The sequence below is a fragment of the Synechococcus sp. MIT S1220 genome (assembly GCF_047303025.1).
GTDB lineage: Bacteria > Cyanobacteriota > Cyanobacteriia > PCC-6307 > Cyanobiaceae > Parasynechococcus.
Genome location: NZ_CP138939.1, coordinates 3,164,973 through 3,191,725, shown reverse-complemented (window position 1 = coordinate 3,191,725; position 26,753 = coordinate 3,164,973). Strand labels below are relative to the sequence as shown.

35 protein-coding genes are annotated in these 26,753 nt (G+C 45.6%); 20 read left to right on the top strand and 15 right to left on the bottom strand.

What is annotated here, in order from left to right; genetic code table 11:
* Positions 1-55 precede the first annotated feature (55 nt).
* From SIB64_RS16205 to SIB64_RS16195, 3 genes are all read left to right on the top strand, one after another.
* The gene (locus tag SIB64_RS16205) at positions 56-742 is read left to right on the top strand and encodes a hypothetical protein (RefSeq protein ID WP_413441209.1); all 687 of its coding nucleotides are present in this window, start codon (positions 56-58) and stop codon (positions 740-742) included.
* A 248-nt stretch (positions 743-990) separates the two neighbouring features.
* A complete protein-coding gene (locus SIB64_RS16200; RefSeq protein ID WP_413441208.1) occupies positions 991-1,236 on the top strand; it encodes a DUF1651 domain-containing protein in 246 nt (81 codons plus the stop codon).
* 168 nt (positions 1,237-1,404) lie between these two features.
* Positions 1,405-1,587, top strand: coding sequence for a hypothetical protein (locus SIB64_RS16195; RefSeq protein ID WP_413441207.1), 183 nt, complete (start codon positions 1,405-1,407; stop codon positions 1,585-1,587).
* Positions 1,588-2,263: 676 nt separating this feature from the next.
* Here SIB64_RS16195 and SIB64_RS16190 read toward each other — a convergent pair.
* Positions 2,264-3,892 carry a hypothetical protein gene (locus SIB64_RS16190; RefSeq protein ID WP_413441206.1) on the bottom strand — a complete coding sequence of 543 codons (1,629 nt, stop codon included), beginning with the start codon at positions 3,890-3,892 and terminating at the stop codon, positions 2,264-2,266.
* Positions 3,893-4,400: 508 nt separating this feature from the next.
* Between SIB64_RS16190 and SIB64_RS16185 the strand changes: the two genes are divergently transcribed.
* Positions 4,401-4,913: a hypothetical protein gene (locus SIB64_RS16185; protein WP_413441205.1), complete on the top strand. Its 513-nt coding sequence runs from the start codon at positions 4,401-4,403 to the stop codon at positions 4,911-4,913.
* Between the two features lie 249 nt (positions 4,914-5,162).
* On the opposite strand, the gene SIB64_RS16180 is transcribed toward SIB64_RS16185, so the two are convergent.
* Entirely contained in the window at positions 5,163-5,330 is a 168-nt protein-coding gene (locus tag SIB64_RS16180) for a DUF4278 domain-containing protein (RefSeq protein WP_413441204.1), read from the bottom strand.
* 288 nt (positions 5,331-5,618) lie between these two features.
* On the opposite strand from SIB64_RS16180, the gene SIB64_RS16175 reads away from it, so the two are divergent.
* The 4 genes from SIB64_RS16175 (at position 5,619) to SIB64_RS16160 (ending at position 6,762) form a co-directional block, all read left to right on the top strand.
* On the top strand, positions 5,619-5,831 hold the full coding sequence (locus SIB64_RS16175) for a hypothetical protein (protein ID WP_413441203.1): 213 nt from the start codon (positions 5,619-5,621) through the stop codon (positions 5,829-5,831).
* 79 nt (positions 5,832-5,910) lie between these two features.
* On the top strand, positions 5,911-6,210 hold the full coding sequence (locus tag SIB64_RS16170; protein ID WP_413441202.1) for a DUF3303 domain-containing protein: 300 nt from the start codon (positions 5,911-5,913) through the stop codon (positions 6,208-6,210).
* A gap of 30 nt (positions 6,211-6,240) precedes the next feature.
* The gene (locus SIB64_RS16165) at positions 6,241-6,588 is read left to right on the top strand and encodes a hypothetical protein (protein ID WP_413441201.1); all 348 of its coding nucleotides are present in this window, start codon (positions 6,241-6,243) and stop codon (positions 6,586-6,588) included.
* 12 nt (positions 6,589-6,600) lie between these two features.
* On the top strand, positions 6,601-6,762 hold the full coding sequence (locus SIB64_RS16160; RefSeq protein WP_413441200.1) for a hypothetical protein: 162 nt from the start codon (positions 6,601-6,603) through the stop codon (positions 6,760-6,762).
* Between the two features lie 137 nt (positions 6,763-6,899).
* Here SIB64_RS16160 and SIB64_RS16155 read toward each other — a convergent pair whose 3' ends face one another.
* Positions 6,900-7,160, bottom strand: coding sequence for a hypothetical protein (locus SIB64_RS16155; protein WP_413441199.1), 261 nt, complete (start codon positions 7,158-7,160; stop codon positions 6,900-6,902).
* Positions 7,161-7,701: 541 nt separating this feature from the next.
* On the opposite strand from SIB64_RS16155, the gene SIB64_RS16150 reads away from it, so the two are divergent.
* Complete coding sequence (locus SIB64_RS16150; protein WP_413441198.1) at positions 7,702-7,833, top strand: hypothetical protein; 132 nt, start codon at positions 7,702-7,704, stop codon at positions 7,831-7,833.
* 1,610 nt (positions 7,834-9,443) lie between these two features.
* On the opposite strand, the gene SIB64_RS16145 is transcribed toward SIB64_RS16150, so the two are convergent.
* The 5 genes from SIB64_RS16145 to SIB64_RS16125 all read right to left on the bottom strand — a co-directional run bounded on the left by SIB64_RS16145 (position 9,444) and on the right by SIB64_RS16125 (position 13,774).
* Positions 9,444-9,860, bottom strand: coding sequence for a hypothetical protein (locus tag SIB64_RS16145; RefSeq protein WP_413441197.1), 417 nt, complete (start codon positions 9,858-9,860; stop codon positions 9,444-9,446).
* A 495-nt stretch (positions 9,861-10,355) separates the two neighbouring features.
* Positions 10,356-10,622 (bottom strand): hypothetical protein, encoded by a 267-nt coding sequence (locus SIB64_RS16140; RefSeq protein ID WP_413441196.1) that lies wholly within the window; start codon positions 10,620-10,622, stop codon positions 10,356-10,358.
* 463 nt (positions 10,623-11,085) lie between these two features.
* Positions 11,086-11,334: a DUF2973 domain-containing protein gene (locus SIB64_RS16135; RefSeq protein WP_413441195.1), complete on the bottom strand. Its 249-nt coding sequence runs from the start codon at positions 11,332-11,334 to the stop codon at positions 11,086-11,088.
* A 1,224-nt stretch (positions 11,335-12,558) separates the two neighbouring features.
* Positions 12,559-12,882, bottom strand: a complete 324-nt coding sequence (locus SIB64_RS16130) for a hypothetical protein (protein WP_413441194.1) — start codon at positions 12,880-12,882, stop codon at positions 12,559-12,561.
* A gap of 451 nt (positions 12,883-13,333) precedes the next feature.
* Positions 13,334-13,774, bottom strand: a complete 441-nt coding sequence (locus SIB64_RS16125; protein WP_413441193.1) for a hypothetical protein — start codon at positions 13,772-13,774, stop codon at positions 13,334-13,336.
* A gap of 142 nt (positions 13,775-13,916) precedes the next feature.
* On the opposite strand from SIB64_RS16125, the gene SIB64_RS16120 reads away from it, so the two are divergent.
* The 3 genes from SIB64_RS16120 (at position 13,917) to SIB64_RS16110 (ending at position 15,653) form a co-directional block, all read left to right on the top strand.
* Positions 13,917-14,126 carry a hypothetical protein gene (locus SIB64_RS16120; protein WP_413441192.1) on the top strand — a complete coding sequence of 70 codons (210 nt, stop codon included), beginning with the start codon at positions 13,917-13,919 and terminating at the stop codon, positions 14,124-14,126.
* A gap of 622 nt (positions 14,127-14,748) precedes the next feature.
* Entirely contained in the window at positions 14,749-15,216 is a 468-nt protein-coding gene (locus SIB64_RS16115) for a hypothetical protein (RefSeq protein ID WP_413441191.1), read from the top strand.
* 272 nt (positions 15,217-15,488) lie between these two features.
* Positions 15,489-15,653 (top strand): hypothetical protein, encoded by a 165-nt coding sequence (locus SIB64_RS16110; protein ID WP_413441190.1) that lies wholly within the window; start codon positions 15,489-15,491, stop codon positions 15,651-15,653.
* A 49-nt stretch (positions 15,654-15,702) separates the two neighbouring features.
* Here SIB64_RS16110 and SIB64_RS16105 read toward each other — a convergent pair whose 3' ends face one another.
* Positions 15,703-15,825 carry a hypothetical protein gene (locus SIB64_RS16105; RefSeq protein WP_413441189.1) on the bottom strand — a complete coding sequence of 41 codons (123 nt, stop codon included), beginning with the start codon at positions 15,823-15,825 and terminating at the stop codon, positions 15,703-15,705.
* Between the two features lie 111 nt (positions 15,826-15,936).
* Between SIB64_RS16105 and SIB64_RS16100 the strand changes: the two genes are divergently transcribed.
* Positions 15,937-16,773: a calcium-binding protein gene (locus SIB64_RS16100; protein ID WP_413441188.1), complete on the top strand. Its 837-nt coding sequence runs from the start codon at positions 15,937-15,939 to the stop codon at positions 16,771-16,773.
* Positions 16,760-17,008 carry a hypothetical protein gene (locus tag SIB64_RS16095; RefSeq protein WP_413441187.1) on the top strand — a complete coding sequence of 83 codons (249 nt, stop codon included), beginning with the start codon at positions 16,760-16,762 and terminating at the stop codon, positions 17,006-17,008. Before SIB64_RS16100 ends, SIB64_RS16095 begins: the two co-directional genes overlap by 14 nt.
* Positions 17,009-17,409: 401 nt before the next feature.
* On the opposite strand, the gene SIB64_RS16090 is transcribed toward SIB64_RS16095, so the two are convergent.
* Positions 17,410-17,922: a hypothetical protein gene (locus SIB64_RS16090; protein WP_413441186.1), complete on the bottom strand. Its 513-nt coding sequence runs from the start codon at positions 17,920-17,922 to the stop codon at positions 17,410-17,412.
* A 318-nt stretch (positions 17,923-18,240) separates the two neighbouring features.
* On the opposite strand from SIB64_RS16090, the gene SIB64_RS16085 reads away from it, so the two are divergent.
* Positions 18,241-18,588, top strand: a complete 348-nt coding sequence (locus tag SIB64_RS16085) for a hypothetical protein (protein ID WP_413441185.1) — start codon at positions 18,241-18,243, stop codon at positions 18,586-18,588.
* A 505-nt stretch (positions 18,589-19,093) separates the two neighbouring features.
* On the opposite strand, the gene SIB64_RS16080 is transcribed toward SIB64_RS16085, so the two are convergent.
* Positions 19,094-19,273 (bottom strand): hypothetical protein, encoded by a 180-nt coding sequence (locus SIB64_RS16080; RefSeq protein ID WP_413441184.1) that lies wholly within the window; start codon positions 19,271-19,273, stop codon positions 19,094-19,096.
* Here SIB64_RS16080 and SIB64_RS16075 point away from each other — a divergent pair.
* On the top strand, positions 19,193-19,429 hold the full coding sequence (locus SIB64_RS16075; RefSeq protein WP_413443091.1) for a hypothetical protein: 237 nt from the start codon (positions 19,193-19,195) through the stop codon (positions 19,427-19,429). The two genes, SIB64_RS16080 and SIB64_RS16075, sit on opposite strands and share 81 nt — an antisense overlap.
* Here SIB64_RS16075 and SIB64_RS16070 read toward each other — a convergent pair.
* Positions 19,321-19,593, bottom strand: coding sequence for a DUF1651 domain-containing protein (locus SIB64_RS16070; RefSeq protein ID WP_413441183.1), 273 nt, complete (start codon positions 19,591-19,593; stop codon positions 19,321-19,323). The genes SIB64_RS16075 and SIB64_RS16070 overlap by 109 nt on opposite strands.
* 198 nt (positions 19,594-19,791) lie before the next feature.
* Between SIB64_RS16070 and SIB64_RS16065 the strand changes: the two genes are divergently transcribed.
* Positions 19,792-19,992 carry a hypothetical protein gene (locus tag SIB64_RS16065; protein WP_413441182.1) on the top strand — a complete coding sequence of 67 codons (201 nt, stop codon included), beginning with the start codon at positions 19,792-19,794 and terminating at the stop codon, positions 19,990-19,992.
* A 25-nt stretch (positions 19,993-20,017) separates the two neighbouring features.
* On the opposite strand, the gene SIB64_RS16060 is transcribed toward SIB64_RS16065, so the two are convergent.
* Complete coding sequence (locus tag SIB64_RS16060; RefSeq protein WP_413441181.1) at positions 20,018-20,725, bottom strand: hypothetical protein; 708 nt, start codon at positions 20,723-20,725, stop codon at positions 20,018-20,020.
* A 291-nt stretch (positions 20,726-21,016) separates the two neighbouring features.
* Positions 21,017-23,371 (bottom strand): hypothetical protein, encoded by a 2,355-nt coding sequence (locus SIB64_RS16055; protein ID WP_413441180.1) that lies wholly within the window; start codon positions 23,369-23,371, stop codon positions 21,017-21,019.
* Between the two features lie 846 nt (positions 23,372-24,217).
* Between SIB64_RS16055 and SIB64_RS16050 the strand changes: the two genes are divergently transcribed.
* The gene (locus SIB64_RS16050; RefSeq protein ID WP_413441179.1) at positions 24,218-24,424 is read left to right on the top strand and encodes a hypothetical protein; all 207 of its coding nucleotides are present in this window, start codon (positions 24,218-24,220) and stop codon (positions 24,422-24,424) included.
* Positions 24,425-24,575: 151 nt separating this feature from the next.
* On the opposite strand, the gene SIB64_RS16045 is transcribed toward SIB64_RS16050, so the two are convergent.
* Positions 24,576-24,755 (bottom strand): hypothetical protein, encoded by a 180-nt coding sequence (locus SIB64_RS16045; RefSeq protein WP_413441178.1) that lies wholly within the window; start codon positions 24,753-24,755, stop codon positions 24,576-24,578.
* Positions 24,756-25,558: 803 nt separating this feature from the next.
* On the opposite strand from SIB64_RS16045, the gene SIB64_RS16040 reads away from it, so the two are divergent.
* Together SIB64_RS16040 and SIB64_RS16035 are read left to right on the top strand one after the other, a co-directional pair.
* The gene (locus SIB64_RS16040; RefSeq protein ID WP_413441177.1) at positions 25,559-25,975 is read left to right on the top strand and encodes a DUF3750 domain-containing protein; all 417 of its coding nucleotides are present in this window, start codon (positions 25,559-25,561) and stop codon (positions 25,973-25,975) included.
* A 348-nt stretch (positions 25,976-26,323) separates the two neighbouring features.
* Positions 26,324-26,740: a hypothetical protein gene (locus SIB64_RS16035; protein WP_413441176.1), complete on the top strand. Its 417-nt coding sequence runs from the start codon at positions 26,324-26,326 to the stop codon at positions 26,738-26,740.
* Positions 26,741-26,753 lie beyond the last annotated feature (13 nt).

Genomic DNA, 26,753 nt, shown 5'->3' with positions numbered 1-26,753 from the left:
TGTGTTCATCGGCGGGGGAGACCCCAAAGACACAAACCACACACGTCTCAAGACAATGTTCGAACTCCTCAAAGCCAACAAAAAAGGCGTCTCCAGTATTCCCGAAGTTCTTAAGAAACAAGGTTTGCATATTGGCAATAAATCGTCAGCAAATTATTTCAAGGAAGTGGGGCAAAAAGGCCTATTCACACTCGATCCAAGAAGCCTTGAGCCTTCTTTCGAAAAAATTCAAACAGTCTTCGATGAGTCGGATGCAGAACAATTTGATGAGAGAGCGCATCATGCTGGCGTTATGATTGGTGAAAATATTCAAGGAACTCTTGTAAATGACTCAATCACAGTAAATGCACGGAATCCATGGGGAATACATCAGCACGTTGACTACTGGACGGTCGTGGAGGCCAAGGGCGGAAATGACACGATTATCAATGCTCATCAGCACGAAGAGGGAACACTAACTCAGCATGTTCGAGTTGTTGGTGGGAAGGGCATTGATTCATTTGTAGCTTTAACTGGAGGTGCTGAAAGTGATCTATCTATTCTCGATATGGAGGCGGGAGAAACCATTACAACCGCTGCAGAATTCAATGAGGCGACAAGGCTTTATGGAAATACGTTTGGCGTCAGGAATGCAGATGGTGACGACAAAATCAGAAGTGCTCAGCTTCCTGAAAACCACACACTTCAACATCTTTATGATCAATCTGGCAACAATGTGTTTATTTGTGTTCCTGAATTGTAAGGGAAAGAGCCGGGGCGCCTGAAGTTCATTCGATGAACTGAAAGCCATACAACACTCTTTCAGGGAAAAGCAGCGGGTGTTGGTGTTGTTGCTATCGATCTCCCGACAAAGCAAATCACACGGATATTTGCCCCGCCAAGTGCGGGAGATTTTATTGGCTTTCAGATTCCATCACCTAAGCGGGTGAACTTTCTTGCCGATCATCCCCTCATCTGGTCTAGTATACCCGTACTATCCAAGGAGTGGTAATGGCTGAGGGGTGGTTGATTCATCAAGAAGGGCTAGTAGCAAGGTTCCATCGAGACGAAAAATCTTTACTGCGTGATCCAATGCTGTTCGTGGATTACGGAAAAGAGATGCCAAACGGTCAGCCAGCTTTACTCAAAAGCAGACGATATCTACGGAAACCAGAAGCTGTTGAGCTTTGGAAGTCGATGAAGCGCAGTGGTTGGAAACCCTGTAATCCGTTATGGGGCGCTGATAGCGAAGTGTAAAAAGAAATAGAAGGATAGAGTAGATAGAGTTAGGCAAAAGTCGATGCTTAAGCCTGCTGCAGTTTAGGAGCGATTCTTCATTCAACAGCACCAGTTCAGGCTCAACCAAAAGCTTTATATTCAGATGTTTGTAAGAACAGCGAGGAAACATTCAAGGCGTGTCTTGTAATGTTCATACAAGGTACAGTTACTGCACTATGCGAGGGAGTTGAAGCTAATGTATTAGAAAAAGGTTATCTATCAGCTTTTGTTGAAGCTATCCTCGAAGCTGCTGAAGAAGACGACTATATTCCTTTAGCAGAAGAAGCCATAGAATTAAGTAAGTCAATGAATCCAGAATGTGGTCTGTAATTTCTGTTTTGCTGGTGCAACTTAATCAGGCCACATAGAGTCTCAAGTGTCGTCATGAATTTGGCTGAATGTTTTCTATGATTGGGACTTGTTGAAGCTGCTTATATTTGGTATTCCAACCATTGAACCAGAGACCACCTTCTCAGTACCACGAGGGGACATAACTTGGCATTGAGCTGGGCATGATCAGCAAGTCCTTGCTGTCTCTGCTCCAGATGCCTTCAATGGTGACCGAGCAGATGAACACCATCTGCAGTGATTTGGATGTGCGCCTTTGGTTCGAGGTTAGATAGGTGCCAAGAGTTTGCAGTGGGTCGTTCTAGAGAACAGCGCAGGCTGTTATTCCAAAACCAGTCCACATCCAGACATTATTCATGCCTTTATTCCTTGATCAAGATTTCTTGGGCCATCCGTACATAGGAATATATGAATAGTCTTACATATTTAGCATTACTTAAATTGGTTGTTTCAACCTGAGGCGTGTCCTGGTTTGTGTATTGGCTACTTGTGAATTCTGACGCAATACAGAATCCATTACTTTTTCAGGCTTTCCTACCCAGTATGATCAAGAGTCAGAACTAATAGAGCCAATACTAAAAGTACGGGATTTGATTAAAAATTAATTGCTATAGACTACTAGGAATAAAAAGTGTAAGCAATGGATTGGAATGAAGACCTAAAGAGTCAGGGGTTCTGCGTACCAAACTATAGTCGGATGAGTACAACAGCTTAAATCAGCCAAGACAGACTCATCAGTAGAGTAAGTTCGTACACCTGAATCTATATCAATAACTTCAAAGACTGGTACAAGACCATCTACTGAGTTTGCATCGGGATAAACTCTAAAATCTCGACCTTCGAAGGTAAAATTATCAGATTTTTTCATTACGGAGACTTTCTCGGAATCAATTGTCCAGATTGTTTCTCCAGTTAATTCATTGGTAAATCTCTTGGTGGGCTTGGATTGTGCATTTTTAGTACTACTTAAAAATAAAGCCTCTTGATCACGATATCGCTCAGGTTTGGATTGAAGCTTTGTAAGCTCGTCGGGAAGAGCAGAAAGATACTGTTGATTTTTCTTTTGATCTTGAAAACTAAAGACTGGAATTGCCTGAGTTTTCGTAGACAGGACTCCTATGGCATCTTGATTTAAACTTGTAAACCACATGTTGCCGTCTGGACCCTTGGTAATGCGGTGCATAACTCTCGTGCCAATATCTGGCAGGTCATAGGTGGTTTGAAAACGACGACCATCTTCATCAATATTTAGCTCTACAAGAGCTTTTTCTTGATACTGAAACCAAACCGAATTAGCTGAATGTCCGGTGGATCCACCGGCACCTTTATCACGAGTTTGAGTATAGCTATTTGTAAATTTCTCGGAAACTGGATCAAACTGTGCAATACCTCCTTCGCGTATAGGGTTTTCTGATGAATCCGTTGAATCATCTCCTTCTACTGTTGTCCAGATGAAATCATTAGGTCCCTCAAAAATATTGATTGGACGACTGTTGTCATTCATGTTGAAGTCGGTAATTTCGTAAAGCTTAATATTCTCGTCTTCATCTATCTTGCCTATTTCATTTGTTCCAAGATTGACAAACCAGGGAGTTCCAGATTTGTCTAGCTTTATGTAAATTGGGCCGGCAGCTCCCCCAGCAAAATCAATACCATTAGTGAAATTTGGCGCAAAACTTGATCTCGTTTCAAGAGAAAAATTCTTATGCTCATTGTTTATTATATCGTAATAGCCAATAGTATCGGATGATTTGCCTGTATACCATAAACGTCCTTTGTCATCGATATCTAAACCATGCGGGCCAACTACTCCTTCTACACTGGGGTCACTAAACGCTACGTTGAATTCTTGTAAAATTGTTCCATCTATTGGGTTGATTTCAGCGAGTTTGTCCTGAAATTCTAAGGTAATAAATAGGCGGCCATTCTTATCGAATTCAATACCATGAGGACCAGATCCATCAGGCATGTCCAGGAACCTGACTTTTCCACCGGTATTAAGGTAGCCAACACGATTATGTAACTGCTGTGAAAAATAAACTAATCCATTTGGTCCCGCGGTCATTTCATGGGTGTCAAAAATAGATGGATCGTCGTCGTCCTTTCTGACGATGTAATCAATGACATGACCTTCTTCTCTGGCTGAAATCTTATTGAGGTATTTTCTAAAAATTTTTTTTGACCATTGAGTGCCGTTTTTAATTTGCTTTGCGTCGGTAGAACTTAAGGAGATATCGACTGATGCTCTAGTTATAGTTGTCGAATAATCATCGTGTCCAGATGACATGTAGAAAAATTTAAATCTTTATTAATGTTAGCCACAGCCTTGAAATCAGGCAACTGTATGCATCGATACAATTTGTATTTTCTTCTATCCGGTGTGTTTGTCTAATAGAAACTGAGTAATCGTTAACAGGGCCAGATTTTTCTAATTTGGAATTATTTAAATTCTTCCTTACTTATGGCTCTCAGTGTTATACAAACCGGGGCGCCTGAAGTTCATTCGATGAACTGAAAGCTATACAAGACTCGAAAGAGAAAAGTAGGAGGCGTTGATGTGTTGGCATCAATCTCCCGACAAAACACACACGGACACCGGCCTCGCCAAGTGCGGGTTTTTGGGTTGAACAGATCAATACTGTCCGTTTGGGTATTAATAAGCTATTGATCTTCAAGTCTGATGTCTGAAGTGTAATTGAAAGAAATTTTAAAAAATTCAGATCGGATACTGAATTCCATTGCAATTTAATGATCCAGCTTCATCTGACAGAAATCTTAAAACAATCAATCAAAAAATGACAAAGATTTTTGCGGTAACAAATTTTTCTATTGTGGCTCTATTCCTAAGTCTTGCAGGAACAAGACCTGGACACGCAAATGCAAATCGAATAGCCTTGAATTGCCAAGCGCAACAATTGATAGAAACAGTGTATTCTGCCAAATGGGACAGGGGATTGAAAAAAGTTACTCTTGATATGACTGAGGAGGAAGATCAACCGTCTGGTCCTTTCAGCCTCCTCATTGACTTCAAACGGAATCAAGCGATGTATTCAGAGCAGGGGGCATGGTCGATAATGAATATCAGCACCAATAGTGCTAACAAAACAAATTTATACTTTGAAATGGAGGAAACCGGACTGGGTACAGATTTTCGATATATACAGATTAACAAGAGGGCGCTGAGCTTTGAATTAAAATACATATTTAGCTGGGATAATGCCACTGTATTTAAGAGTAAAGGTCAATGTCAATCGGTACAAGAATCTGAAATTATTTATCAGTATAAGCCATTTCCTTCAATTGACTAAAAGTTAGCCACTTGTTGATACGGTTTCTAATTTCAAAAGCTTGAAGCAAGTTCATCCATCTTGCCCAGCTGGTTTTTACTCAAAAGTTGATTGTTTGCACTGTCCAAAGTCATGGAGTCGTTCTAGACATTGCAGTCCGTCAGCAATGGCGGGGTTTCAGCCTGCTTCGGCCGCAAGCCCATCTCCTTCCTTATAGGCAAAAAGAAACCCCCGCCAGAGGCAGGGGTTTGGGGGTTCATTCAGCCGTGATCATTTGGTGTAGGAAACGCCTCGGTAGGTCAAACTTGGATGCGCGTTGTGAGCGACTGCCTCGCGGCAGGTGTTGTAGTGCTCACGGCGGTAGGTCAGCTCAACGCATGCTTTGGGTGAAGCTGCATGGGCTTTGTAGTGGTGACCTCTGTAGAGAAGAGCTGTCATGGTTGGTTCCTCAGAAAAGTCCAAGTCCCCGTTCCGTGGCTTGGATTGTCTGCGCCTCGCAGAAGCGAGGTGAACGCTTTTTGTAGTTGTTGCTACAAAGCTTGTCTAGCGGAGAGGCCATCCCCTGTGTCGTTCATGCGGATGCAAACAGTGTTTTTCTTTGGCGTCACCTCGCCACAAGAGCCCACCCACTTCTTTTTGCGAGGTCGGTTCCCAGAGTTTGCACTTTTTGGTGAGGTGATCGCCCTGAGCTAGCTGCTTCTGACGGATTTTGCAGCGGAGCAATGTATGGCAGTGGTGGTCAACGCCATAGCTGTCGTGCTGGCAGGTCATACAGATGCAGGTGCCTGTTTAGAGCACAGGATTCATAACCCTGAGGTCGACCATCCGGTTTTTAACCGGCTGGTCCTTCATGCTCGTGCGCTTGAGCTCGTGGGTTCGAATCCCACCCTCTCCCTGAGTGGGATCTCCGAGTGGCAACTCAGGTATAGCCCTCCATAGGACAAGCCTGATGTTCCTTTGGTTACAAGTGATTTCCAGCTTTTAAGGCAAAGATCGAATGGTGTTGAACGGTTTTTAGATGGCTCGCTTCATGATCCATTGGTGCGCTCCCGATCCCACCAACGAGAAATACACCCAGGCGATCGTGGATTACATCAAGGGCGGTAAGCCCATGGATGAATACGTCGGTTTCAAAGTGCTGGCGCGTCAGATCCACCCTCATCTCGGTGGAGGCGTGCTGCTTGTGGAAGCCGACAATCTGGCAGCAGTCCAGAAACACACCTATCCCTGGACCAAAGGACTCGGTGTCACGGCGACAATCACCCCTGGTCTCAGCGATGAGGAGTATGTCGATCTGGAAGAGAGCATGAACAGCTGAACGGCGACTGCAGCCACGTCATCGAATGTCGTGAATGTGGTCAGTTGGCCCTGGTCAACCATCCGCTCAAAAACACCTGGCTCTGCCAAGACTTCACGCCGAAACAGCTCGAAGCTCGCAAAGTGGAACATCCCACCAAGCGAGTGGAGCGCCCTCAGCAACGACCTGCTGAGCTGCGGAACCGCAAGCCCCGCTGTTCGTTGTCTTGTCTGCAATGAAGAGATGACCGTGGCCAGGGTCACCAAGACCACCCTTAGCGACCGTTGCCGCAAGCAATGGATTCGCGAGGGTGCCGAGGCCTTCCCTCTACCTGAGACGCCTACTCATGTTCAGATTGGCAAAAGTCAGATCACCGTTAAAGAAGCTGCCAGCCGTTGATGTGGTCGCGTCGTGGATCATCAGTTCAGCTTGATTCGTGCCGGCCAAAAATTAGAGGCTGATGAAGCGCTGTTTAAGCTGAAAGCGGAGGCCGAACGATTCAGCCGGTTGGCTCAGCTGGCCAAGCTTCGGGAGGAAACGCCAGCAATCTTCTTGTGGGAGCTGTCCCGGTAAGCAGGCTTCAGGATCGCCAACGAGCCATCGAAGCCAAGGTGAGGGAGCAGTTGGTTGCCCGCAAAGTGCGGGGTTTGATATTGCGTGGTGGCCTTATTAATGCAATGAAGCAGCTCAAGATTTGCATACACGTTTCATCAACGGGGCATTTTTTTGTAAATCGCTTTGTATGCTTCCGGGAAAATCTTGGGCATCCGACTGATTTCTTTCTTGATTGATTTCCAGCATTGCTCTGATCCATCACTGTATTCATCCTCAACAACAGCCCGTATGGCTGATTGTAAATCCATTCCCTCGCCGACATAGACATCAATGTTGTATGCCGCCTCGTAGCTCTGGCATATCCCTGCTTTGGAGATCGTTCCCATCAACAACAATGTCGCCGGAACGGTGACCATCAACCAATATTTCATATGCGCTTGATCTCATCTCTACATTGACATTAGCATTTACTGCCAGTTCAAGGCAAAGCAACTAATTGCTAGGAAACAGTCGGATCTGAGTTTCTGTCATATCTTTAACTTCTAGGTAATATTTCAAAATCTTGCTTTTGTGATCAGCCAGGCAAGATATTAAAGGCACTAATCTCTTATCCATTTGTTGGTAAAATCTCAATCGATTGCGTTCTGTTTCCAGCCCTGGATAGGTTAATGCCATTCCATTAAATCTTTTGGCTTGATCCACCACACTATGAAATGATTTAGCGTATGAAGCGCATGGTTCCGGGACAAGCGGTATCGATATCGCAGGATTAGCAATTGATAAGAAGGTAATTATGAACTGAATGCTGTTCATTCTTGATCTTGATACTGGGGTGACTCTCGCACTGGTGGAAAACAGCTTTCAACCTGTTTTCAGCACCGTCTCCCAGGCCTTAATGGCGTTATGGCGCAGCATTCGTCTCTGCATTTGCGGGATTGGCTAAGCCGGCGGCCGCCAATGGAACGTTCTCAGGATCACCCACTCACCATTCGCGGTCGGGATGTCTGGCTTGAAGTGGACGAGCTTCTGTTGATCAGCATTCGCGAGCCAACCCTCGCCGTTCGGCTTCTCGGCTGCTGGTTGAAGTGATCGGTGTTTGATCGGCATTGCTGGAGCTTGGCCACCATCCGGCTGGATCGGAAGTGGTCGTCAGCAGCCTGGGAAGAACTCAATCCTTTCTAAGTCAATTGAACTCAGACAGAAGTGGCTATGAGGTAGGGCAGTCCGGTTGATCGTCAGCCTCATAACCCGAAGGTCGAAAGTTCAGATCTTGCTCAGCCGGAAGCAGGCGCCTGGTTAGAGCACAGGATTCAAAACCCTGAGGTCGAGGTTGCGAATCCCAACCTTTCTGTTTCCAACTACTGAACAGTCCGGTCAACATACCTCTGAGGTTTAGTTGCCCAAGGGAAACATGCGCCAAGTGAAGATGTAGCATTAAATTCCCCGTCTTTTTACGTTTTAGTTGCTTGTTTATAGGTGCTTAAATCCCTTGTTTCCTCATCTCGTTTCCATTTGGAAGCAAAAATTTCCCATCTAATCTGAGGCGTCAACTTCATTGTAAAAAAGGCCTGCTCCATTGCAATGGCCTTCAATAACCCCCTTAGGGAAAATCAGGTCAGGTCGTGTGATTTCTGATCAGCCCTTGTGTCGCCATGTCGAATGGCATCTCCCTGGTTGGATGGAACGCTTTACCAAGTGAAAGTTCGTCCAAAACCATGTTTGAAGCCGTCAAAGAACAGTTAAGGGTCGAGGAACATCAACCTTCAGCTGGTCCGCTTGGGAGCCGCCGATGCCTACCGACAGTACCTGTAGGAATGCGAGAAGGTCGCGGACCTGAACACTCAGATTAAAGCAATGAGAAGGGTGCTTGAGGTTTGGGATGCATACCAAACCCTACAGAAGCCCTAGGTTTTATGCCGATCACGTCGTTGACATGATCAAACGTCTCACACCGCTGTATCTCTGATTGCTTGATCTAGCTTCCAGTTCCGGCATCCTTAGCTGCTGTAAGGAACGGCAAGGTCTCCAATGCTGTCTAGTGACAAAAGACAAAGACAAGCGCTGGGATAATTCGATCCAACTGCTGTTCTAAGAGTTCTGACAAGTTTCAGAAGCACCAGAAGTGAAAATATGCGGTTGCAAACCAAACTGATCCAGAAAATCAATGAATTCTTTGAATTGGGAGCAAACGAAATGACTCGTTTCAATACCAATAAAATTAGTAGCCCTCATCTCTCTTTGCACCATTTAACCCGCCCTTTCTCAATCCCTAGTCGGTGAATATCAATGCACCGACAAACATAGCGATGGAGGTCAGTATACGGGTAAAATAAATATCTCAAAGTAAGGACATGGATATTTCCTGACCTGGTTCATTGGAGGATCTGCTGATCACGGGGTAGCGATTGAATGTGGGAATGTACTAGCCTCAGGCTGGTCAACAAACCCAAATCAGCACGGACTGGTTATTTACGACATTGAGAGCCACGGCCAGCTAATAGGACTATCGATGCAATACCCAGACGCCAAAACCATCCTCATGGAAAATTGCAAGTTAATTGACTAGAAAGCTTGCTGAAGAGACTCGTTTCAAGAGAACAAATTTTTAGATTGTCTCGAATACGCTTTTCTTCAAACGGCATGCAATAGCAATGTTCTGATGCTTGCAGGAGGTTTTCATCTTATAAACAGCTTATCCACTACCACTTTTGTGTGCTCTTTCTGCCATTCCATCGACTTGAAACCCGCTTATTACAGTAATTCCAAAGACCTTTAAACTTAGAGCTGGAAGTAAATTTGAAACGATATTTGCCCCAGTAATGAGTGCCATGAATTTTTCTTTTGCACTTAACAGGTGTTCGTGATGTCTGATACCAGTAGCCTTCAAGCACATTGTCATTCATTGTGCCGGACATCATGCTGCCCTTGTAGTCTGGATACACAGCTACATGTGTAATTTTGCCATCGTTTAAAACTTGCGTTCTGTCTAATCTATTTAGTTCATCAATTTCGACAAATTGCATTGGCCCAAAATCTGAAAGCCATTTCTCATCTCCAGACAAATAAACATTTGCCTCCGCAGCTGTCGCGACCAGAGAAAATCCAGTACTGACCAAGATTGGTACGACTTTTTTGAAAAGAACCATAAAGTTTCCTTTTAACTTTCTGCTGAGATTTTAACTGATTCCATTTGTTTGGTCTATGGCTTTATCGGTATTGATATCCTGATCTTGACTTCGAGGGAAAGAAGGCGCGTAAGTGTTAGCCTGGCGACAAGCTTTGGCGTTGGGCTATTTACATTGGATTCGGGCTCTTCTTCAGCATTGTTAATAACGACCCTTCCTACCCTGTAGGCCACTTGGGTTTGCACCTAGTGCCATCAACTTTTCATCTGCACATCAGCGCCGATCACGATGTCGGAGTTGCCAGCCTCAGCCTCCTTTCGCGGAGTTCGTTCTAGGCGCCCAAAACATTCGAACAACAGATCACGCTGAATGATGTCCAGATCGTTGAAGCCTGCAAGTCATTCCTTGTTAGGTCCTCCATGACAAAATGGGGAGCTATCGACAGGTGACCACACTTCCGCATTGCGAAAGAGATTGCCTGTCGCGTCAGGTTGCCTGGCCACTGGCAGTCGTTTGTGTAGGCACCCGTGATCCAAGTAACTGTACAAATCCCAAGGCAGGTAAGGGGTGAGGAGAATCAGGCCCTTGCATCGTGAGGCGGAACCCATCGGTAAGTGCGCACTGCGCCCCACTGGCCATGGGCTGATTGTGCACTAGCCACCCCTCGCCATTGGGTTTCTCGGCTGGTGGCCGCAGTGAGCGGTGTTTGTTCGGCATTGCTGGAGCTTGGCCACCATCCGGCTGGTCCTTCACTCTCGTGCCCTAGAGCTCGAGGGTTCGAATCCCTCCCTTGCCGCTAACTAACATCGTCGGTTCGAATCCGATCCTCTCCGCTGAGTTCTCCGCCGTTGTGCGTTTCGATCAACTCGCTTTAGCCCCTTGCTGAACCACTAGACACGCCAGTTTCAGCTACTAGAGATAAAGAAACTGTACCCTAAATTTACATCAAATCTGATGAGATATGCTGATATAAAAGGAGAGATAGTATATGTGGGTATCAGTTGCCTATTCTCAATAAAAATCCCTATCTACTAATGAAGGGAGTGTCATAAGTGCATCACGTATATCTGCTTGGGTGACCTAGGGCGACCTGGAGAGAGCAGCGCGATGAGAGATAACAATGATGAGTTCGCAATAGCTGTCTTACAAGTAACCAAGTATCCAAAGTAGAAAACACAGACCCGAATGAATGTGGGTAGCAATAACGCGTGTGTACCTAGGAGTTCACACCAGCTTTCATGTAGTCATCAAGGTCACTAAAGCGCACAGCCCATAGATCTTCGGTAGTTACATCTCCGTTTTCATCCAGCAGTTCAGGGTGTGTTGTCTTTAATCCTGTCCTGTCGGTGGAAGTTCTCGCTGTTGTTGCTCCCTCACCAGCGGCTATAGCCATTAGCTGGAACGATTTAAGCAGCAGGAACACCATCGCCGCTACAAAGACGAGAGGAAAAAGTACAGCGATCACAGCAACCCAACCATTGTTACGAAACGTTAACCGCCTTAAGCGGCGATCGGAGGGCTGTACTCCAAGGTGGCGAGAGCAGACTGCAGAAACCCAGGCAAAGGCGAGCCGTACCTGCTTAAAAAGGTAGTGATGAAGAGCCCAAGCCTGGGCGACTTGGTTAGTCGTAAGAAGACGGCGGCGATGCCTCTGCCTCCTTTGCCTGGTCCTCTATGCCTTTACTAAATGGCGTGACAAAGCGGCTAGGGATGCCAACAGCACTTTCTCGTACAAAGCGATGTTCGACACCAGCGCTCGAACTCAATCGCATCTACCACTCAATCCATGGAAAAGATGGTTCTTGGTCTACGCATATTCGCTCAGCAATTTCTCTGTACTTGCTGTACCTAATACCAACTTCAGATTTTTTCCATTTAATTATGCCTTGGGATGGATCCCAACTCATTAAATCTTCATTGTAAGGATTATTTGCATCCAGACAATCCAGGTACCTTCCATATGCCTGCTCTCTAAGGTAAGCGTAATAGATAAGTAGAACGCAAGCTATAATAGCTGCGGCGGGCTTAAGCATTGACCAATCTCTTATTCTATCTACCCTAATCCCTACATTCCCTTTTACACCTCGCTATCATCACCATCACGGTGATAGTTGTTGCTTAGTGTGGAGCCTGCTAGGCCCCTTTGATAGCGTTTGTGGCGTCATGTTGCACATTGGAGATAAAAAATACAAAACAGCAGCTCACACATTGATATGGTACTCTTGTACTGCTGTTATGCTACTCTTGCCTTGTCACTATTGCGACTTATTCTCAATAAGCAAAAAAGGGAGGGGCATTAATCCTCCTCCTTTGTTCGTTAGATTCAGCTACTAGTGGTGGCAACATCGTGGTAGTTCAAGTCTCCCCATCCGCATTAATCTGATGAGACATGCTGATATAAAAGCAATGTGAGTATATGTTAATCACCAGTCGTATTCTCAATAAGGATTATCAAATACGACGCGGATTGTTGGTATGAGGTGTCATGTTTTCTCCTCCACCATAATTTAAGGATGTCGACCCACCTTCACACCCAGCCACCAATCAGGAGCATCCAGCTGTTCCTGTCATCGGCAAGTTCAGATTCTGGATTAGGTGTGAAGGACTCCTACTCCGGGGAGAGATAGACGGTGAAAGCTACCTGCCTGTGCAGGTGTACCTCAAGGAATTCCCTGCGGGGGTGGTTGATTTAGAAATAACCTTTGTCTCTGCAGCTTCTGTCTCGATCAAATTTTTCAACATTCAGACGTGATGTTACTTTTCTCCATGCATCAGATTCCTCTGGAGTTACATTATTCCAATCAATTTGGCTATGGCCCTTCATCGCTTCATCATGAAGAATCTTGGCTGATCGTTCAATGCATCGATTGATTTCGACCCAATCTTCTTTGCTTTTCGCTGGCTTTTTCTGTTGTAATTTGATCGATGGAATTTTTAGCTCTGTCGTATCATTCAAGTAAATCACTGCAGCAACAGTGAGCATGAGTGCTGGTGGCAACCATTCAAGTTTCAAGTCTTTAGATCATTCTTGAGTGTGTTGAGTCTAGCTCCATTGTTCATCTGGATATACAGGAAGGATGAGAGCTCGAGCCAGTTGCAGGATCAACGGCCATGATCATCTCGGCAGACCAGATTAAGGCTCCGAGTCGTATCCATTCGAATGCTATCATCGTTGTTATAGTTTGATTGGTAGTGAGTGACTGTTACTGTTGTTGTCTTTGGCATGAGGACGAAGCGTTTTCTGCCTCTTGGATTTGACATGTTTGGATGATTAAGTGATCTGCAATCCCGTTAGCAATGGCGGGGTTTTCTATTGCCTGAGAACGGAGGGGAATACTTCAGGCAGTCACGTATCAACCCTGACCTTCGACTAAGTGTTTAGGTATCACCAAACGAGTCGCCTGATGAGCTACCAATGCCATTTATGCTCACCCCTTGAAACCAACCAATTCGACTGATCACGATTATATATTTCTACATTTCGATGAATCCGTTTCAATGATTTGCTCTGAACCCTCAACTATTTCGATGGTCAGCGTAGTTGATGTCAACGTATTTAAATCAAGTTTCTCCGTATAGATGATACCTTGCTCCTTTTGAAGGCGTATATCCCTAAAGGTCAGCACCTCATTTTCGTTAGAAAGAAATAACATATCTGCGTTTTCATCGAAGTTGCTTCTGACGCCACTTTTTGATGTCTCAAATGCTTTCAATAATCGAACTTTTGTTCGATTATTGTTGATTTCATAGATGAAGCCGTTGCCCTTGAAATCACCATCAATCAACACACATTCCACTACTGTAGTGCTCCTCTTTGGCGCAGCTTGGACATGGTGGTCTAGCTGGATTACAAGACAACCTGAGATGAGAAATAATCCACTAAAATGGTAAAAGATTTTTGGCATTGAATTTAGGAGCGTGTCTAAAGCCTAGCCCCCATCATGAAACTCCTTCCCTCGATGAGGCGGTTCAAACCTGTTGGGTCAGGTACCAACAGACCCACTATCACTTCACGCTGCGGATGGGTTGATCTAATGACAATGATTCATGCCTCAAGAAACCCGTATTGCCCTATTCCTGATCGGGGAACTCGTTGCTGCCCTACGCGCCAATGACCCTGATGCTTTCAAGTGCTGGCTTTCTGGCGGGGTGCAGGACCTTGGTAAGCCAGTGGTTGAGAAGTTGCTGCTCGACTGGCTTGCCCCCTTCTTGATCGAAGCGGAGAAGGACAGGCTGATTGCTTGGCACTTGGGTTGAGCCTCTGAATCTCAGTTATTGCAGTGCTCCTGCCCCCCTGTGACCAACTTCACAAGCAGTGCTGACGCAGGTCATCGAGTGAAGCAGTGATTTCGTGATGATGAGTGATGGCGAAGTGGTTTGCACCGTTGAGAATCTTCTAGATCGCATCCATGCGCGTGAGGCAAGATTCGTTGCCGCAGGGGAAGTGGGATTTGAAATTATTTAGATCGATTCTTGTAGACATAATCAAAAGATTTACATGCTAGGAGAGGATATAAGTTTAGACACGCTAAATTTTTATCAAATGCACATTGAGTCAACCCCGCCAGTATTGGTGGGGTTTTGCTGTCTACGGCACTCAAACGTGTTAAGAGATAAACCTCACTGAATAAGTCTCAATTGGTAGAGGTAGTTGTCTGACGGAACGGCGATGTTTTGTTTTTGAGGCGAGACTCATGTATCGTATCAATCAAATGAATTTCTTCGACTCTATTGTCGCAATCATTTTTGTATGTACTTGCTGTATTGATGTATGTCGGGATCTTAGAGTAATCGTTATTGAAACGATTGATGTTCAGGCGCAGAACCAGTACAGTTAAGTAGTAACAATATCAAGCTGATTTCAGTGAATACTCAGAGGGTGCCCAACTTGAGAACCAAGAGAATACTTGCATTCACCTTCTCGGCGCTCAGGGCCATGCTGATGCTTGCACTTATTGCCTATACAGTAGTGGAGTATGTAGAATTCAATTCACAAAAAGAGGTGTTGCACTTAACTCTGTTCTCTATGTTCTTCCTGGTCTCGAATTTTCTTGTCAATATTGGAAGGCATAAGGCAGTACTTGGAGAGGATGAAAAAGCTCAAAGCCTTTTCTTCCTCGCAATGTTTGCGATGGCTGCAGCAATGTTTGAACTTGTAGACTTGGGCCTAGACCAGGTGCTTAAAGCTATCAATGCAACATCAATGCAAATACTGCATATATTCATAGCAGTATTTGAATCTTTAACCGGTATGATAGCAGTTATTATGATTTATTTTGCGCTCGACAGGCTTTTGGTTTTCTTGCGAGCTCTAACTGTAGACTTGAAAGACATAAAAATTCCTTGACGGCATATTTGTCATAAATGCGAAGCAATAGACGTACAAGCGCAAGCGATTGAAGGAGATACAAGCCCGCAAGAGTAAAGCAGACAGCCTTGATTGTTGTCATCCATCTCCCAACAAAACTTACACGGCTGATAGCCCCGCCAAGTGTGGGGTTTTGATTACATCTGCATCCTGAGAATCAAGTTGGGATCACCTCCAGGAGCCGCATTGAATCCAAAACACACGGCACCTCCTAAGCCTTTGCACGACGAATGGGACAACTGATCCCTGCCATGCGTGAAAACGACTCTCACAGGTTCAAGGTTTGGCTTTCTGTAGGGATGGGAGAGCTTGATAAATCCGCTGTGGCAAAGCTGATGTATGACGACAAGAACTCGATCTCGACGAGAAAGGAAGCAGTCAGAATGGTTGGCTGGCACCTTGGCTTGAGTGCGTGAGTCTCTGAAAAGCACCACGTTGCAGTGCTTCTGAGTGAAAGGAGCTAACTCAGCAGGCATTCAGCCAGACCACCAGTTCCATACCCCTAGAGGAACAGCAGTTCACGAACAGGGCTGTGATCTTGTGAATGTCGAGGGCTGTGGAGGAGTGGAATTTAGAGCCTGTGTCCAACCTCACAGCGACCGCTGACTCAGATCATCGAATCGACATGCAAGTTCCGAGATGGTGTGTTCATCGGCCGGGGATTCCCCCAACGACGTAAACCACACACCACTCAAAACAATGACTTTCAAAATCAACTCGAAAATCAAGGCGATTTATGAGAAGTCCACAATTGATCCAAGCAAGCTGAAACCCGAAATGCTGTGGGATTCAAAAAATCCACCCAAGCCAATTTGGGAAAAGTTTAATATCATTACCCCTGGCGAGAATACCGACAATCGAGGTCGAATTATCGGAGAGCATTCAGATGATTATATTCTTGGTACAGATGAAAACGACACCATTTATGGTCAACACGGAAGTGACCTGATCTATGGAGGCGACGGCAACGACCGCCTCCATGGCGATGACTCAGCATTCCGCCGTACAGATGGTGTTGACACAATCTATGGCGGGAAGGGAAATGACGTAATTAATGCACACATCGGTTACGGTGAACAAGGAGACGACAGGCTGTTCGCTCCACATTCAGGAGGAGCCTATTTAAACGGTGGAGATGGAGACGATCGTCTTAATGGTGCTTTGGACAGAGATACCTTGGTTGGCGGTGCTGGAGATGATTATCTGAGGGGCGGCAGTGAATCCGACACCATGACCGGTGGTGATGGCGCCGATCATTTTGTAGTTGGCCAGCGAAATGAGCATCGCCAAGGAATCAGCACTGATCTAATCACTGACTTTAAGGATGTTGGAGATAGAATTAAGTTTGAACTCGTGGCTTATAACAGTCTATCTTTCCAAGATTTAGGCTTTGCTTTTAATGCAGCCGGAAGGTTAATCGTTTCCACAGACCTTGGTGTATTGGCAGAAATTCAAGGATTGAATCCAAATGTTGAACTAGAGGCGCAGATTGAACTTACTAACAATCATGATATCAAATTAATTGCTGAAATCTGATAATGCTGCCGGGGATCCTGATGCTGGAGCGTCTCCTCACACTCAAGCTGAAAGCAATACAAAACCCAACGGGAAAAGCAGGGTAGGGCGTGTGGTCCCCGATCAATCCCCCGGCAAAACAACACGAATCAGCATCCCCGTCAGCAATGGCGGGGTTTTTTTTAAAAACCACTGTCTTGCAGTGGATTTGAGCAAAGCGCACTGCTTCACCGGCGAGTCACCACCAACGCGGTGAATCCTCACCAGAGATGAACAGGATTATTCACCAAGCGGACTGTGATCTTGTGAATGAAGGGGCCAGCACGGCTTCCATTCACCACGACACTCTGCATCGATAACAATGAATAACACTGCTTTTGCTTCGGATTTATTGGTCCTTGTTATTGGTTTATCAGCTGCCTTCGTTGCAATGGCAGCTACGTAACTAGTGCTCCTTTGATCTTGCAATGATATGCAATTGTCTTTCTTGATGATGCTATTATTCCGAATCTGTTTGCAAAGGATTGTGGTCTTAATCTTGCATGCATCTATTCCAAGCTTTTATCTATCAATTTGGCCCGTGCTTCACGCTGTTTGCGTTCGATAGGCTGCTCGCTAGCCTTCAGATAAACCGCGAATTAATCTCACTTCTGAGAGTTAGTAACAAGCCGACATGTTGCTTGGCTGATTGGTGCAAATTGCATCGTAAATAGGTTGGTAGACGGAATGGTTGAGGTAGGCAAGATAGTTAACGTATTTGAGCGTGTATGTGCCTCCGTTTTTATGATATGTACTAGAGACTGTTGTAGCATATCGCCCGTCACCTCCCCCAAGGCTTCTGTCAGTTTCGCCAGCCCACCATCCGAATTCATAGGTAACCAAATCACCGTCGACACCCAAAATTTGTTTATTTTTGCAGTCGATTTCAAAACCAAAACCCATCCAGTCGTTTTCTGGCTCTTGCTCTTTGCATCGTGCGTGGTATCGGACAAAATTAGAGTTTGGATCGTCTAGTAAGCCAACCTCATTCTGCTCTTCATGCGGCTTTTTCGAAGGCAGAATGACAGTGCAAATTGAGTCTGTATCGCTATATGGATTATCGATCGTCCCTGGGACTTCGTACGGAAATTCGACAGCCCTCGCAGGCAATCCAAGCATCAAGATGGCCATTATTATGTTGAATCTTATGGAAAATTTTAGTATTTTCTTATTGTAGCTCTCCATCTCTTTGAGTTCGCTCGATTGCTACTTCCATGATATGCCCGATCAACTGATGCGACAGAGAGACCTCTAGTGTTTTTGAGGCGCGGGTTTTTTCTTTCTGTGTCATCCCCTCCATTGTGCCTGAGGATTGGCAAATTAGAAGGGCGTCAGATATGAATCTATTTTAGTATCCCCGCAAATTATCTTGACAACTAAGCGGGTTTCTCTCAGGATGCTGAAAAGTTTTGTATGTGCATGACATACCTACGTTCGTACGTCAGGAAAATGCTACAAAGCCATCCTTATGGCGATGAATTTAAATCTATTTGCGAATTGTCTAATGTCGGAGGATCTTCGCACAATTATCGAGACGAACCAGTCGGAAATAAAGTGATAGAAATCTTGCTTTTCCTCTTTCTTTTCGGTGAATATAATACTCGTAGCCGCAGAAGAAGCCAATGGAAATACGATGCGACGGAGGAAGCTTTGGCCAAAACATCAAACCTCTTAAACAAGCTTGACAGCAGTGATGATTCCAATTGGCTTGTGACTTACATGGCAGAAGAAGGCGCAAGGAATTGTGAGGAGGTAAAGAAAAAGTTTGAGGAGTATTTAGAAAGTTGCAAAGGATAGGCGTTATAATTCGAAGCAAGTTCTTGTGAGCTAAGTCGACAAGAGCAATCAAATAAAATTTCTGAGCAGGAAGGCGTTGGTGTTGTCGCTATCGATCATCCAACAAATCGTTTCCCAAACTCCCATCCAGATTGTCATTCTCCTCACCTCAATAAAGAGAATCACCTGCCCGTACAGGGAGTCATTTCCAGTATCGCCAACTAGCAAGTCAAATCCCTAGCCGCCATCTATGCAGTCATTTCTTCCATAGCCCCACATCTTGTCATCACCTTCCTTTCCGTACATTCCGTCGCTGACATTTTTTCTCCCAATGAACTCTTCGCTATCCAATGAGCCATAGGCATCCTAAAACGCTAAGAATTGAACTGTAATTCTTTTCATGACTTAAGCCTGTGGTCGTGGGAATCTCTTCCCGGATAACTTCAACATCTCAGCTGACTTTTTGATGCTCTGATTATCTTTTGGTCAGCAGTCTGAGGGGTTTAATGAAAGACAGGTGACACTCTCAGCACAGCCGGTGTTTTTCGCTAAAAGCACTGTCCTGCATGGGATTTGAGGAACGCGGCACTGCTGAGGTCATGATTCGAATCAATGAGGGAAAGGAATGCCTCAGGCTGACGTTGACGACGTATTGCCGCCTTGCAGCTGGATCACCCTGCTGTTTGTTGATATCAACCCGACCCATCACTGCGCTCCGCTCCGCTCAGGCTTCGCTGGCTTGGGCCTCGTCGTTCAACGGAGTGGAGGTGCGCAACGCTGCCAGCCCGTTTTCAGCATCGTTTGCCATGCCTCAATTGCATCGTGGCGCAGCATTCGTCTCTGCATTTGCGGGATTGGGTAAGCCGGCGGCCGCCAATGGAACGTTCTCAGGATCACCCACTCACCATTCGCGGTCGGGATGTCTGGCTTGAAGTGGACGAGCTTCTGTTGATCAGCATTCGCGAGCCAACCCTCGCCGTTCGGCTTCTCGGCTGCTGGTTGAAGTGATCGGTGTTTGATCGGCATTGCTGGAGCTTGGCCACCATCCGGCTGGATCGGAAGTGGTCGTCAGCAGCCTGGGAAGAACTCAATCCTTTCTAAGTCAATTGAACTCAGACAGAAGTGGCTATGAGGTAGGGCAGTCCGGTTGATCGTCAGCCTCATAACCCGAAGGTCGAAAGTTCAGATCTTGCTCTGCCGGAATCAGGCGCCTGGTTAGAGCACATGATTCATGACCTCGTGCTGGTGGGTCCGAACCCCACCCTCTCCGTTGTCGTCACTCGTTTTTCAAGAGGTGGTCGAGTGGTTGATGGCAGCCCGATCCCCCGAGAGGCCCGAGCCCCGGTAAACCGTTACGGCCTGCACGAATCCCCAGGCAATGCCTTATGGACTTGCCCACACATTCATGCCACCAGCTCCCTGTGATCCCGGCGAGCTGTAAGCGCCATGGTCAACCGTGGGCTTCCAAACGGCGACGGGCATCTGCCTGCGTTCGGCGGATGGCAACTCGCACGGGCAGGAGACCGGCGAACACATTCACCACGATCAACACCCAGAACACCCAGAACACAGCCAGTGGAATCCATGAGTTCACTGTCTCTGCGTCCGAGAAACGCTGGAAAATTAAGAACACGCCGCTAGTGATCAGCAGCACGACAAAACGTGCCACGAAATCCCATAGCAATGGTGTGATTGTGCGCCGGGTAATCGCGTAATAGATGCCAGCAAAAGGTAGAACTGCATGCGCGAACGACCAGGGCCAGACACGATCGCGAAGGCGACGCTCCAGAGCCCGCTGTCGGCTGGATTGCTGACCATCCTTTGCTGAGCGTTGCTGCAACGCTCGGTGGTCCGCACGAATGGAGGGGATCGACTCAACGATGGTGCCCCATACGAGCAGGGACAATCCGAATTGAAGGATCGGATCCAACCGCCACCCCTGAAAAAACATGATCGAACCAACCAGCGGCAGGGCGGTGCAGCGTCCGGCCAGGGTGATCAGAAACCAGGCTAAATCGAGCCCCTGAAGCGAAGCGCGCGGTTGATCCCGATCCATCAACACATCGAAGCGTCGCAACGACACCACGAGTGCAGGAACCCAGAGGGCCATCAGCAGCAGCCCCGAGATTGAGGCCCAGTTCAGACTGGCATTCACCATCAACAGCTCCGCGTTGTTCCATATTGCTGCCCGCGACGCTCGGACTTTTCCTAGATGCAGGTAGCTGATGAGGTAGGGGGTAGGGCAAGAGCTGGGGGCATGCTCGAGATAAGGGGGTAGGGGTGCCTAGGTAGTGAGGTTGTCTGGGCCAGATCCGTCTTTGAGTGACTCCCTAAGCGCCTCGGCCTAAAAAATCTCTCTGTGTATGGGTGGTTAATGACCTGTGCCAAAAATAAACTGTGAGACGATAATTTTTCGATGGTGCATAATATTATTATTATACTCTATCCCTTAGAGTCCGAAAGCATCTTCAAAAGTTGCGTAGGGTTCATCTTTTTGAATGATATCTCTGTAAGCGTCAAAGTTTCGCTGATATTGATCGTATTGATCAAGAGTCTTGGGAGAAGCAAGGGATTCACTATTATTTGAATAAAATATTCTCACTTTTCCTTGCTGGCCACCTTGTACACCAAACGCTGCATTATCTACAGTAATAACATCTAACTCAAAATATCTTACAAAAATTCCGCCGAAAAGACCACCAAGGTTATTAATGGTGTATTCCCAGCTCGGAGATGTGACTCCATCCCACGCAGAGGAATCAAAGACCTGGCTCGTCACAACATCCCTACAGCCTAAGGGCTTAGCGCAAAATTCAACAAGATCACCATCCTGCTGATCAAATCCTCCATCTGCGCCAAAAAGACCAGCTAAGTCAGCAGACAAGCTCGTATCACCGAGAGGGATCACGTCATTATTTTTGTCTTTAGAGCCATCGAGTGGAATACTGGCCTGTTTAAATATGGTCATTTCAAAGGGTGTGTCGGTTCCATCTTCTTCTTGAATAAATCTCATTAAGTTTGCGGCTGATGTATTATCTGTATAGCCACCATCCGTAACACGAGTATACCCTTCGTCTTTAATATCCTCCCAAATACCATTGTAATCATTTTTTCTTACTTCAATTTCTTTCTCAAAATTAAATTGATTCAGATGTTTATTAATTGAGGCAAGCGGTGCCAATTTTGCCAACTTACTTCCTCGCAACTCTTCAAACCATTGAAAGAGACTGTCAGGGCGTTGTGCAGCCATGATCCCGAAAGCGGCAGATGAACCCATGGACGGTTCCATGATTCTCATGCCACTAATTCCTATATTTTGGTCACTGCCATCAGCAATGTCTATACTTGCATGATCATTCCCAAAAGTCTGCTCCTTGCGAAGTTTATTTTTTCCATCGCTCCCACTCAACAACTTCATATAAGCAATTTTTGAGTTGCCATATCCGGGATTTTCAGCCTTACTATAGAAAGCTATTGGCGTTGCAAAATTACCATTTGGCTGGTGTGAGGGTGTCGTAATACGAGAATGGATGTCTCTAAATGTACCCAACCCTTCATCACCATAAATAATAGCATCTGACTGGAACAGGGATGCATTGATGATGATGTGAATATCGTCAGCCCACTCAACTCTGGGAGAATTAAAGTCGCGATTAATAAAGTCACTTTTCATATTGTATGGTCCATAGCTGGTGTTTTTGACAACTTCAGTCCATTGCCAGTCAGCAATATTTTTGAGATATTTACGATAAGCGAGGAGTCTTTTCTTGTTTCCACCTAATGTTTTTTCGTAAAACAAATCGTTTTCAAAGATATCACGCAATTGACCGTAATAGCCTGTTTCGAAGAATCTATCCATTTGAACTTTACTCTCAAATTCCGAGGAAAAATCTTCGGAAAATGCTAACGCTGTTAAGAACCAAGATCCTCCAGAATTTCCGGAAATGCCTGATACATTAGACATTAGATGCTTCAGATCTCTCCCTTGGGAAGGGGAAAATGAAATCGCATTGTCTCTTTCCTCTGAAGGGGTAAAGGGATTTGAATTTATATTTAAACCTTCTGTTTTGGATGCCTGCCCTTTGCTTTTATTGCTGAAGTCTCCTGTTTTGGAAGGCTGATTTTTGCTTTCTTCTTGACGCCTGTCCAGAGCCCCAGATAACATTCCAGAAAGGAATGAATGGCTATTAAAGCCACCACCACTAAATGCCAGATACTTGGATCGGGGGATAGGGCTTTCGGTTGGTACTTTGTTCCCGTCAAAATTTGGGTTTTTGATGGTATCTAAGTTGGATGTTGGATCCTTGGTAGGAACTCCGATATCATCAAGATTTGGCGTTTCAATTGTTTCTAAGTTTGTGTTCGAGTCTTTAGCAGGAAACTTGGCATCATCAAAATTTGGCTTGGTTATTACAGCGGGATTAGAATTACCAATTAGTATTGATCTGCCTGCATTGAAATCGTCGAGAATGATTGCAGAGCCAACATTTGTGAGTTGAGGATTTATGGTCAATTTATAATTATCTTTTTTGGCTGGAACGGTCAGGTCAAAAAACTGCCGCTTTGATGAAAGAGTGTAATCAGTCTTGTTAATACTTATATTCGGCTTTTTTTTGTTGATATCAATAAGTTTGAGGCTTATGTTGATCGGGCTGGTGCCATCTGAAATTTCAGATTTGTCAAATAGGAAGTGAGATTTCTTTCGCTCTGGCTTTCTGCTGGCTAGCTTGTTGCCATCCTGATCGAACACCACTAGTTTTAGACCGTTATAATGAGCATCGAGCTGCGTTTTTAACTTAAACATAGCATTGGTACAATTTATATTTATAGGATACCTTGAAAAGCGTAAAAATACGAGGCCCTGATAAAAATCAATATTTTAATTTAGCCGTTAATTCAAGGTGTTTCGAGGCCATCGCTCATCAGCTAAATACAAGGGTCTGCGTCTTTGGAATTTGCTTTGAACGATCAATTTTAAGAAGAGTTTTCTCTTGTGAATTGCATCATTTTGACGTATGTAGCCATGGTGAAGGGGGTGTAGGTCGTGTCGCTTAGCTCCAAGTTCTGCTGTTCTTGGGACGCATCTCTTTTATAGTTGGTTGGAGTATCTGTTGAACATTGCCTCCATCTGTAAAGGGTTTTTGAGTTGGTGTTATTGGTGAATAGCTCTATTCGTTTGGATTGCATATACTTTAATAAAGCTCTGAATGGCACGTTCATTGTTTGAAGAAACTAACCAGATATGACTAAGGTGTGATGCGCACTGATTAAGAATCTTTTATGACAACGTTCAGCACCGCCTTCCACAAAATGTCGAGGGAACTGCATCGGCCCTCCCTAGTCATAAAGTTCCTGTACAACAATGGATTCCTACGTGAAAATCCCGCCGTGAGCTGTGATTTTTGTTCCACCAAGGGGCCCGTCCAATACAGAATTCGAACGGCTGCTTCAATTGCGTGGAAGTTTGCATGTCCGGAGTGCTGGCGCATCCAGTCGAAAGAACCCGGCTATCAATACGGAGGCACCCGAAAAGCAAACAAGAGAAAGCGATGAAGACTCACCTTGAGCAACAGTCCAACTCAAGCCGCAGCGTGTCACGTCCTGGTCTAGCGCTGTCGATTGCTGCCCTGTGTCGACTTCCCTTCCTCTGATGCAACTCCAATCTCCATCCGGTAATATCTACTCAGAAGAGCAGGCAATCACTCTGCTGGTCTCACTTGTCGCTACGGATCCCAACTCCGAAAAAAAGTGGCGTGGCTTCTACAACTCCTTAACGTCCATCCAACTAGAGGAAGAATGGGACCAGCATTGGCAGTCATTTGAAAGGGGGCATTCAATGCCCCCTGAAGGTCGTTGAGACCTGGTTTATTCGATCAATGGGTCTCTGAACTCATTCCCTTTCTAGGACGTATCAGAACTTCTGGACATGAGCGGATCTCCCCCTTCACTGTCCTCAATTGCAGAAGCGAACTGCCTGGGCGTTGGATTTGCCCTCAGTCATGATCTCTTCAATGCAACCGTTGAATGCTTTGCTCTTTTTTCATCGCACACAAACTCAAAGCGATTGCTGCCAGGGAGATGGCAGAAACAGCGGCGGCGGTGATTTGGATGCCGCCGTAAGCGAGCATCGCCCTCTTCGTGCCGCCGTGCTGTTTTGAGGCTCCTTGGCAGGCGTTCCCTTCGGTCATGAAAAAGAAATGACTGAATAGACCCTATGGCCCTCGTTTGTGCCGCAGGAGCACATCCAAGACGAGATCACCGCCTTAGAAGCTCAAAGCTCAACGGAGTCAACACCCACACGGTTGAGTTCACGGTTTCTGCACCATCGAACGATCCACCGTCCAAGCATTCCTTGCGCTGCACCTTGGCCTCAGACTCCGCCTACACAAGCAATATCTGTCGTTGGACACTCCATGTTCAGGTGCTTCTCGATGCAAGGCCATCAACATCTGGCGTATTGCTCAGACATTGCTTTATTAGGGCAATCGCATCAACACCATGCTCAGTATCGTCAAGGACCAATGGTTGGCTTTAACGATTTCTACCATCTCGCTAACCTCCCTGATTTGGCTTGAGTTGATGGTGTACTAGCTAGTCGCCTGCCAACTGGATGATCCTCGGCTGCCGATCGAATCATCGTCAACGTCCCTTCTTGGAGAAATGTTGACCTTGTGTTGGGGATTGAAATTTGCACCTGCTTAAACATCAGTAAAATGCCTGATTGGAGATGTTGTCTGACATCTCTCGTTTTGGTTGTTTTGATATCCTCAAACCTTCTTCCCATGGATATGCGTTAGGTACCAAGGCAATTCTGCTTGTTCTTGATATTATTTTTTGTAAGTGTTGTGATGCATGAAGGTCTGTGCTGTTTGACAAGTCTAGATGATTTTATTATGCACTAATTTCTTGGCTCGGTGCAGTTCGTGTTGTTGATGTGCATCCACTGGTCAAGGTGATTTAATGGTTGTAATTAAAATGCAACAACCTCTGAATGACCATAGTTGAGCTTAGAGCTGCAACAATACCTGGGTTGCCAGGATTTTTTGCCGATCATTATTGGCTTCTTCTTCTTCGTGGTGCCCGAGAAAGTGGCTACCAGAGTTGTGATCGCTGGGAAGTGTGGCAGCACGCCAGACAGAATGAAACGAGCTGGGGACATTTGCATAAGAACCTTTTGGCACCCCTTCAGGGTGTTGGCAATGGTCCATCTCGATTGATTCAGCAATGGACCGGTGATGATGCTCTACCAATTGTTGAAAAAATTGAAACATCACCAAGTTGCTACCCATTCATTCATCAGTACAGGTATTGGCCTGGCCCTAACAGCAATACATTCGCACAGTGGATTGTGAGGGGAAAAATAGACCTTGGTGTTCGCGCGATTGGTAAAAGCTTTCGGATGTCATGATGATCCAATGATGATATTATTTATATCTCTCTGTAAAATAGCTTTTTCATTGCAATCGCTTCAACACTAGCTCCCTCGCATTATGCAGTCAAAGGTGAATCTAACTGCACGTTGATCTGCCCCCTTGAACCTCGGCTTATGAGATCAAGGACCTTCTTGTTGGCACCAGTGTAGTGCTGTGGTGCCACCTCATCTGGTGAGATGAGCCGTGGGGTGTTACTACATCAAGTGCGGTGTCGAAGTTCTGTTTCCACGCTCCTACCAGCATGAGTCATTAAGTTGCAATGTCAAAAAGTTAATCAGACTGTGCATTCTTGCTTATAATTAAAAGATGTGAGTCTAATAATCATGAAAAAATTCAGTGATGCAAAAATGCTTCTTCGTTTAGGTCTTCTTTTGGTGGGCAATGTTCTTGCCTGCTCGTTTACAGTTTGGGCCTATCCGGGAGAGAGGCCCCCCAAAGGGGCCCTTGAGGCACAGTGTCAATATGGAGAGAACAGTCCACAATATTGCAAGACAAAAATTGATCGAGCCAATCAATCATTTTCTATATGGACCCCGCCAAATAGGCAAGGTGCACTATTGGTTACATACAAACTGGATTGTTTTCGTCGAGGCTGCTTAATTATCGGTCGCGATTTTGGCTATGTAGGAGGTCCACAAAAATATCGGCTGCTTGAATTTTGTGATCGGAGAGTTAAATTTGTTTCGCTTGGCGATGACCTGAACCCACCTGTTGTGCAGATGGTTTCCATTCTGGAGTAGTTATCTTCGTTTG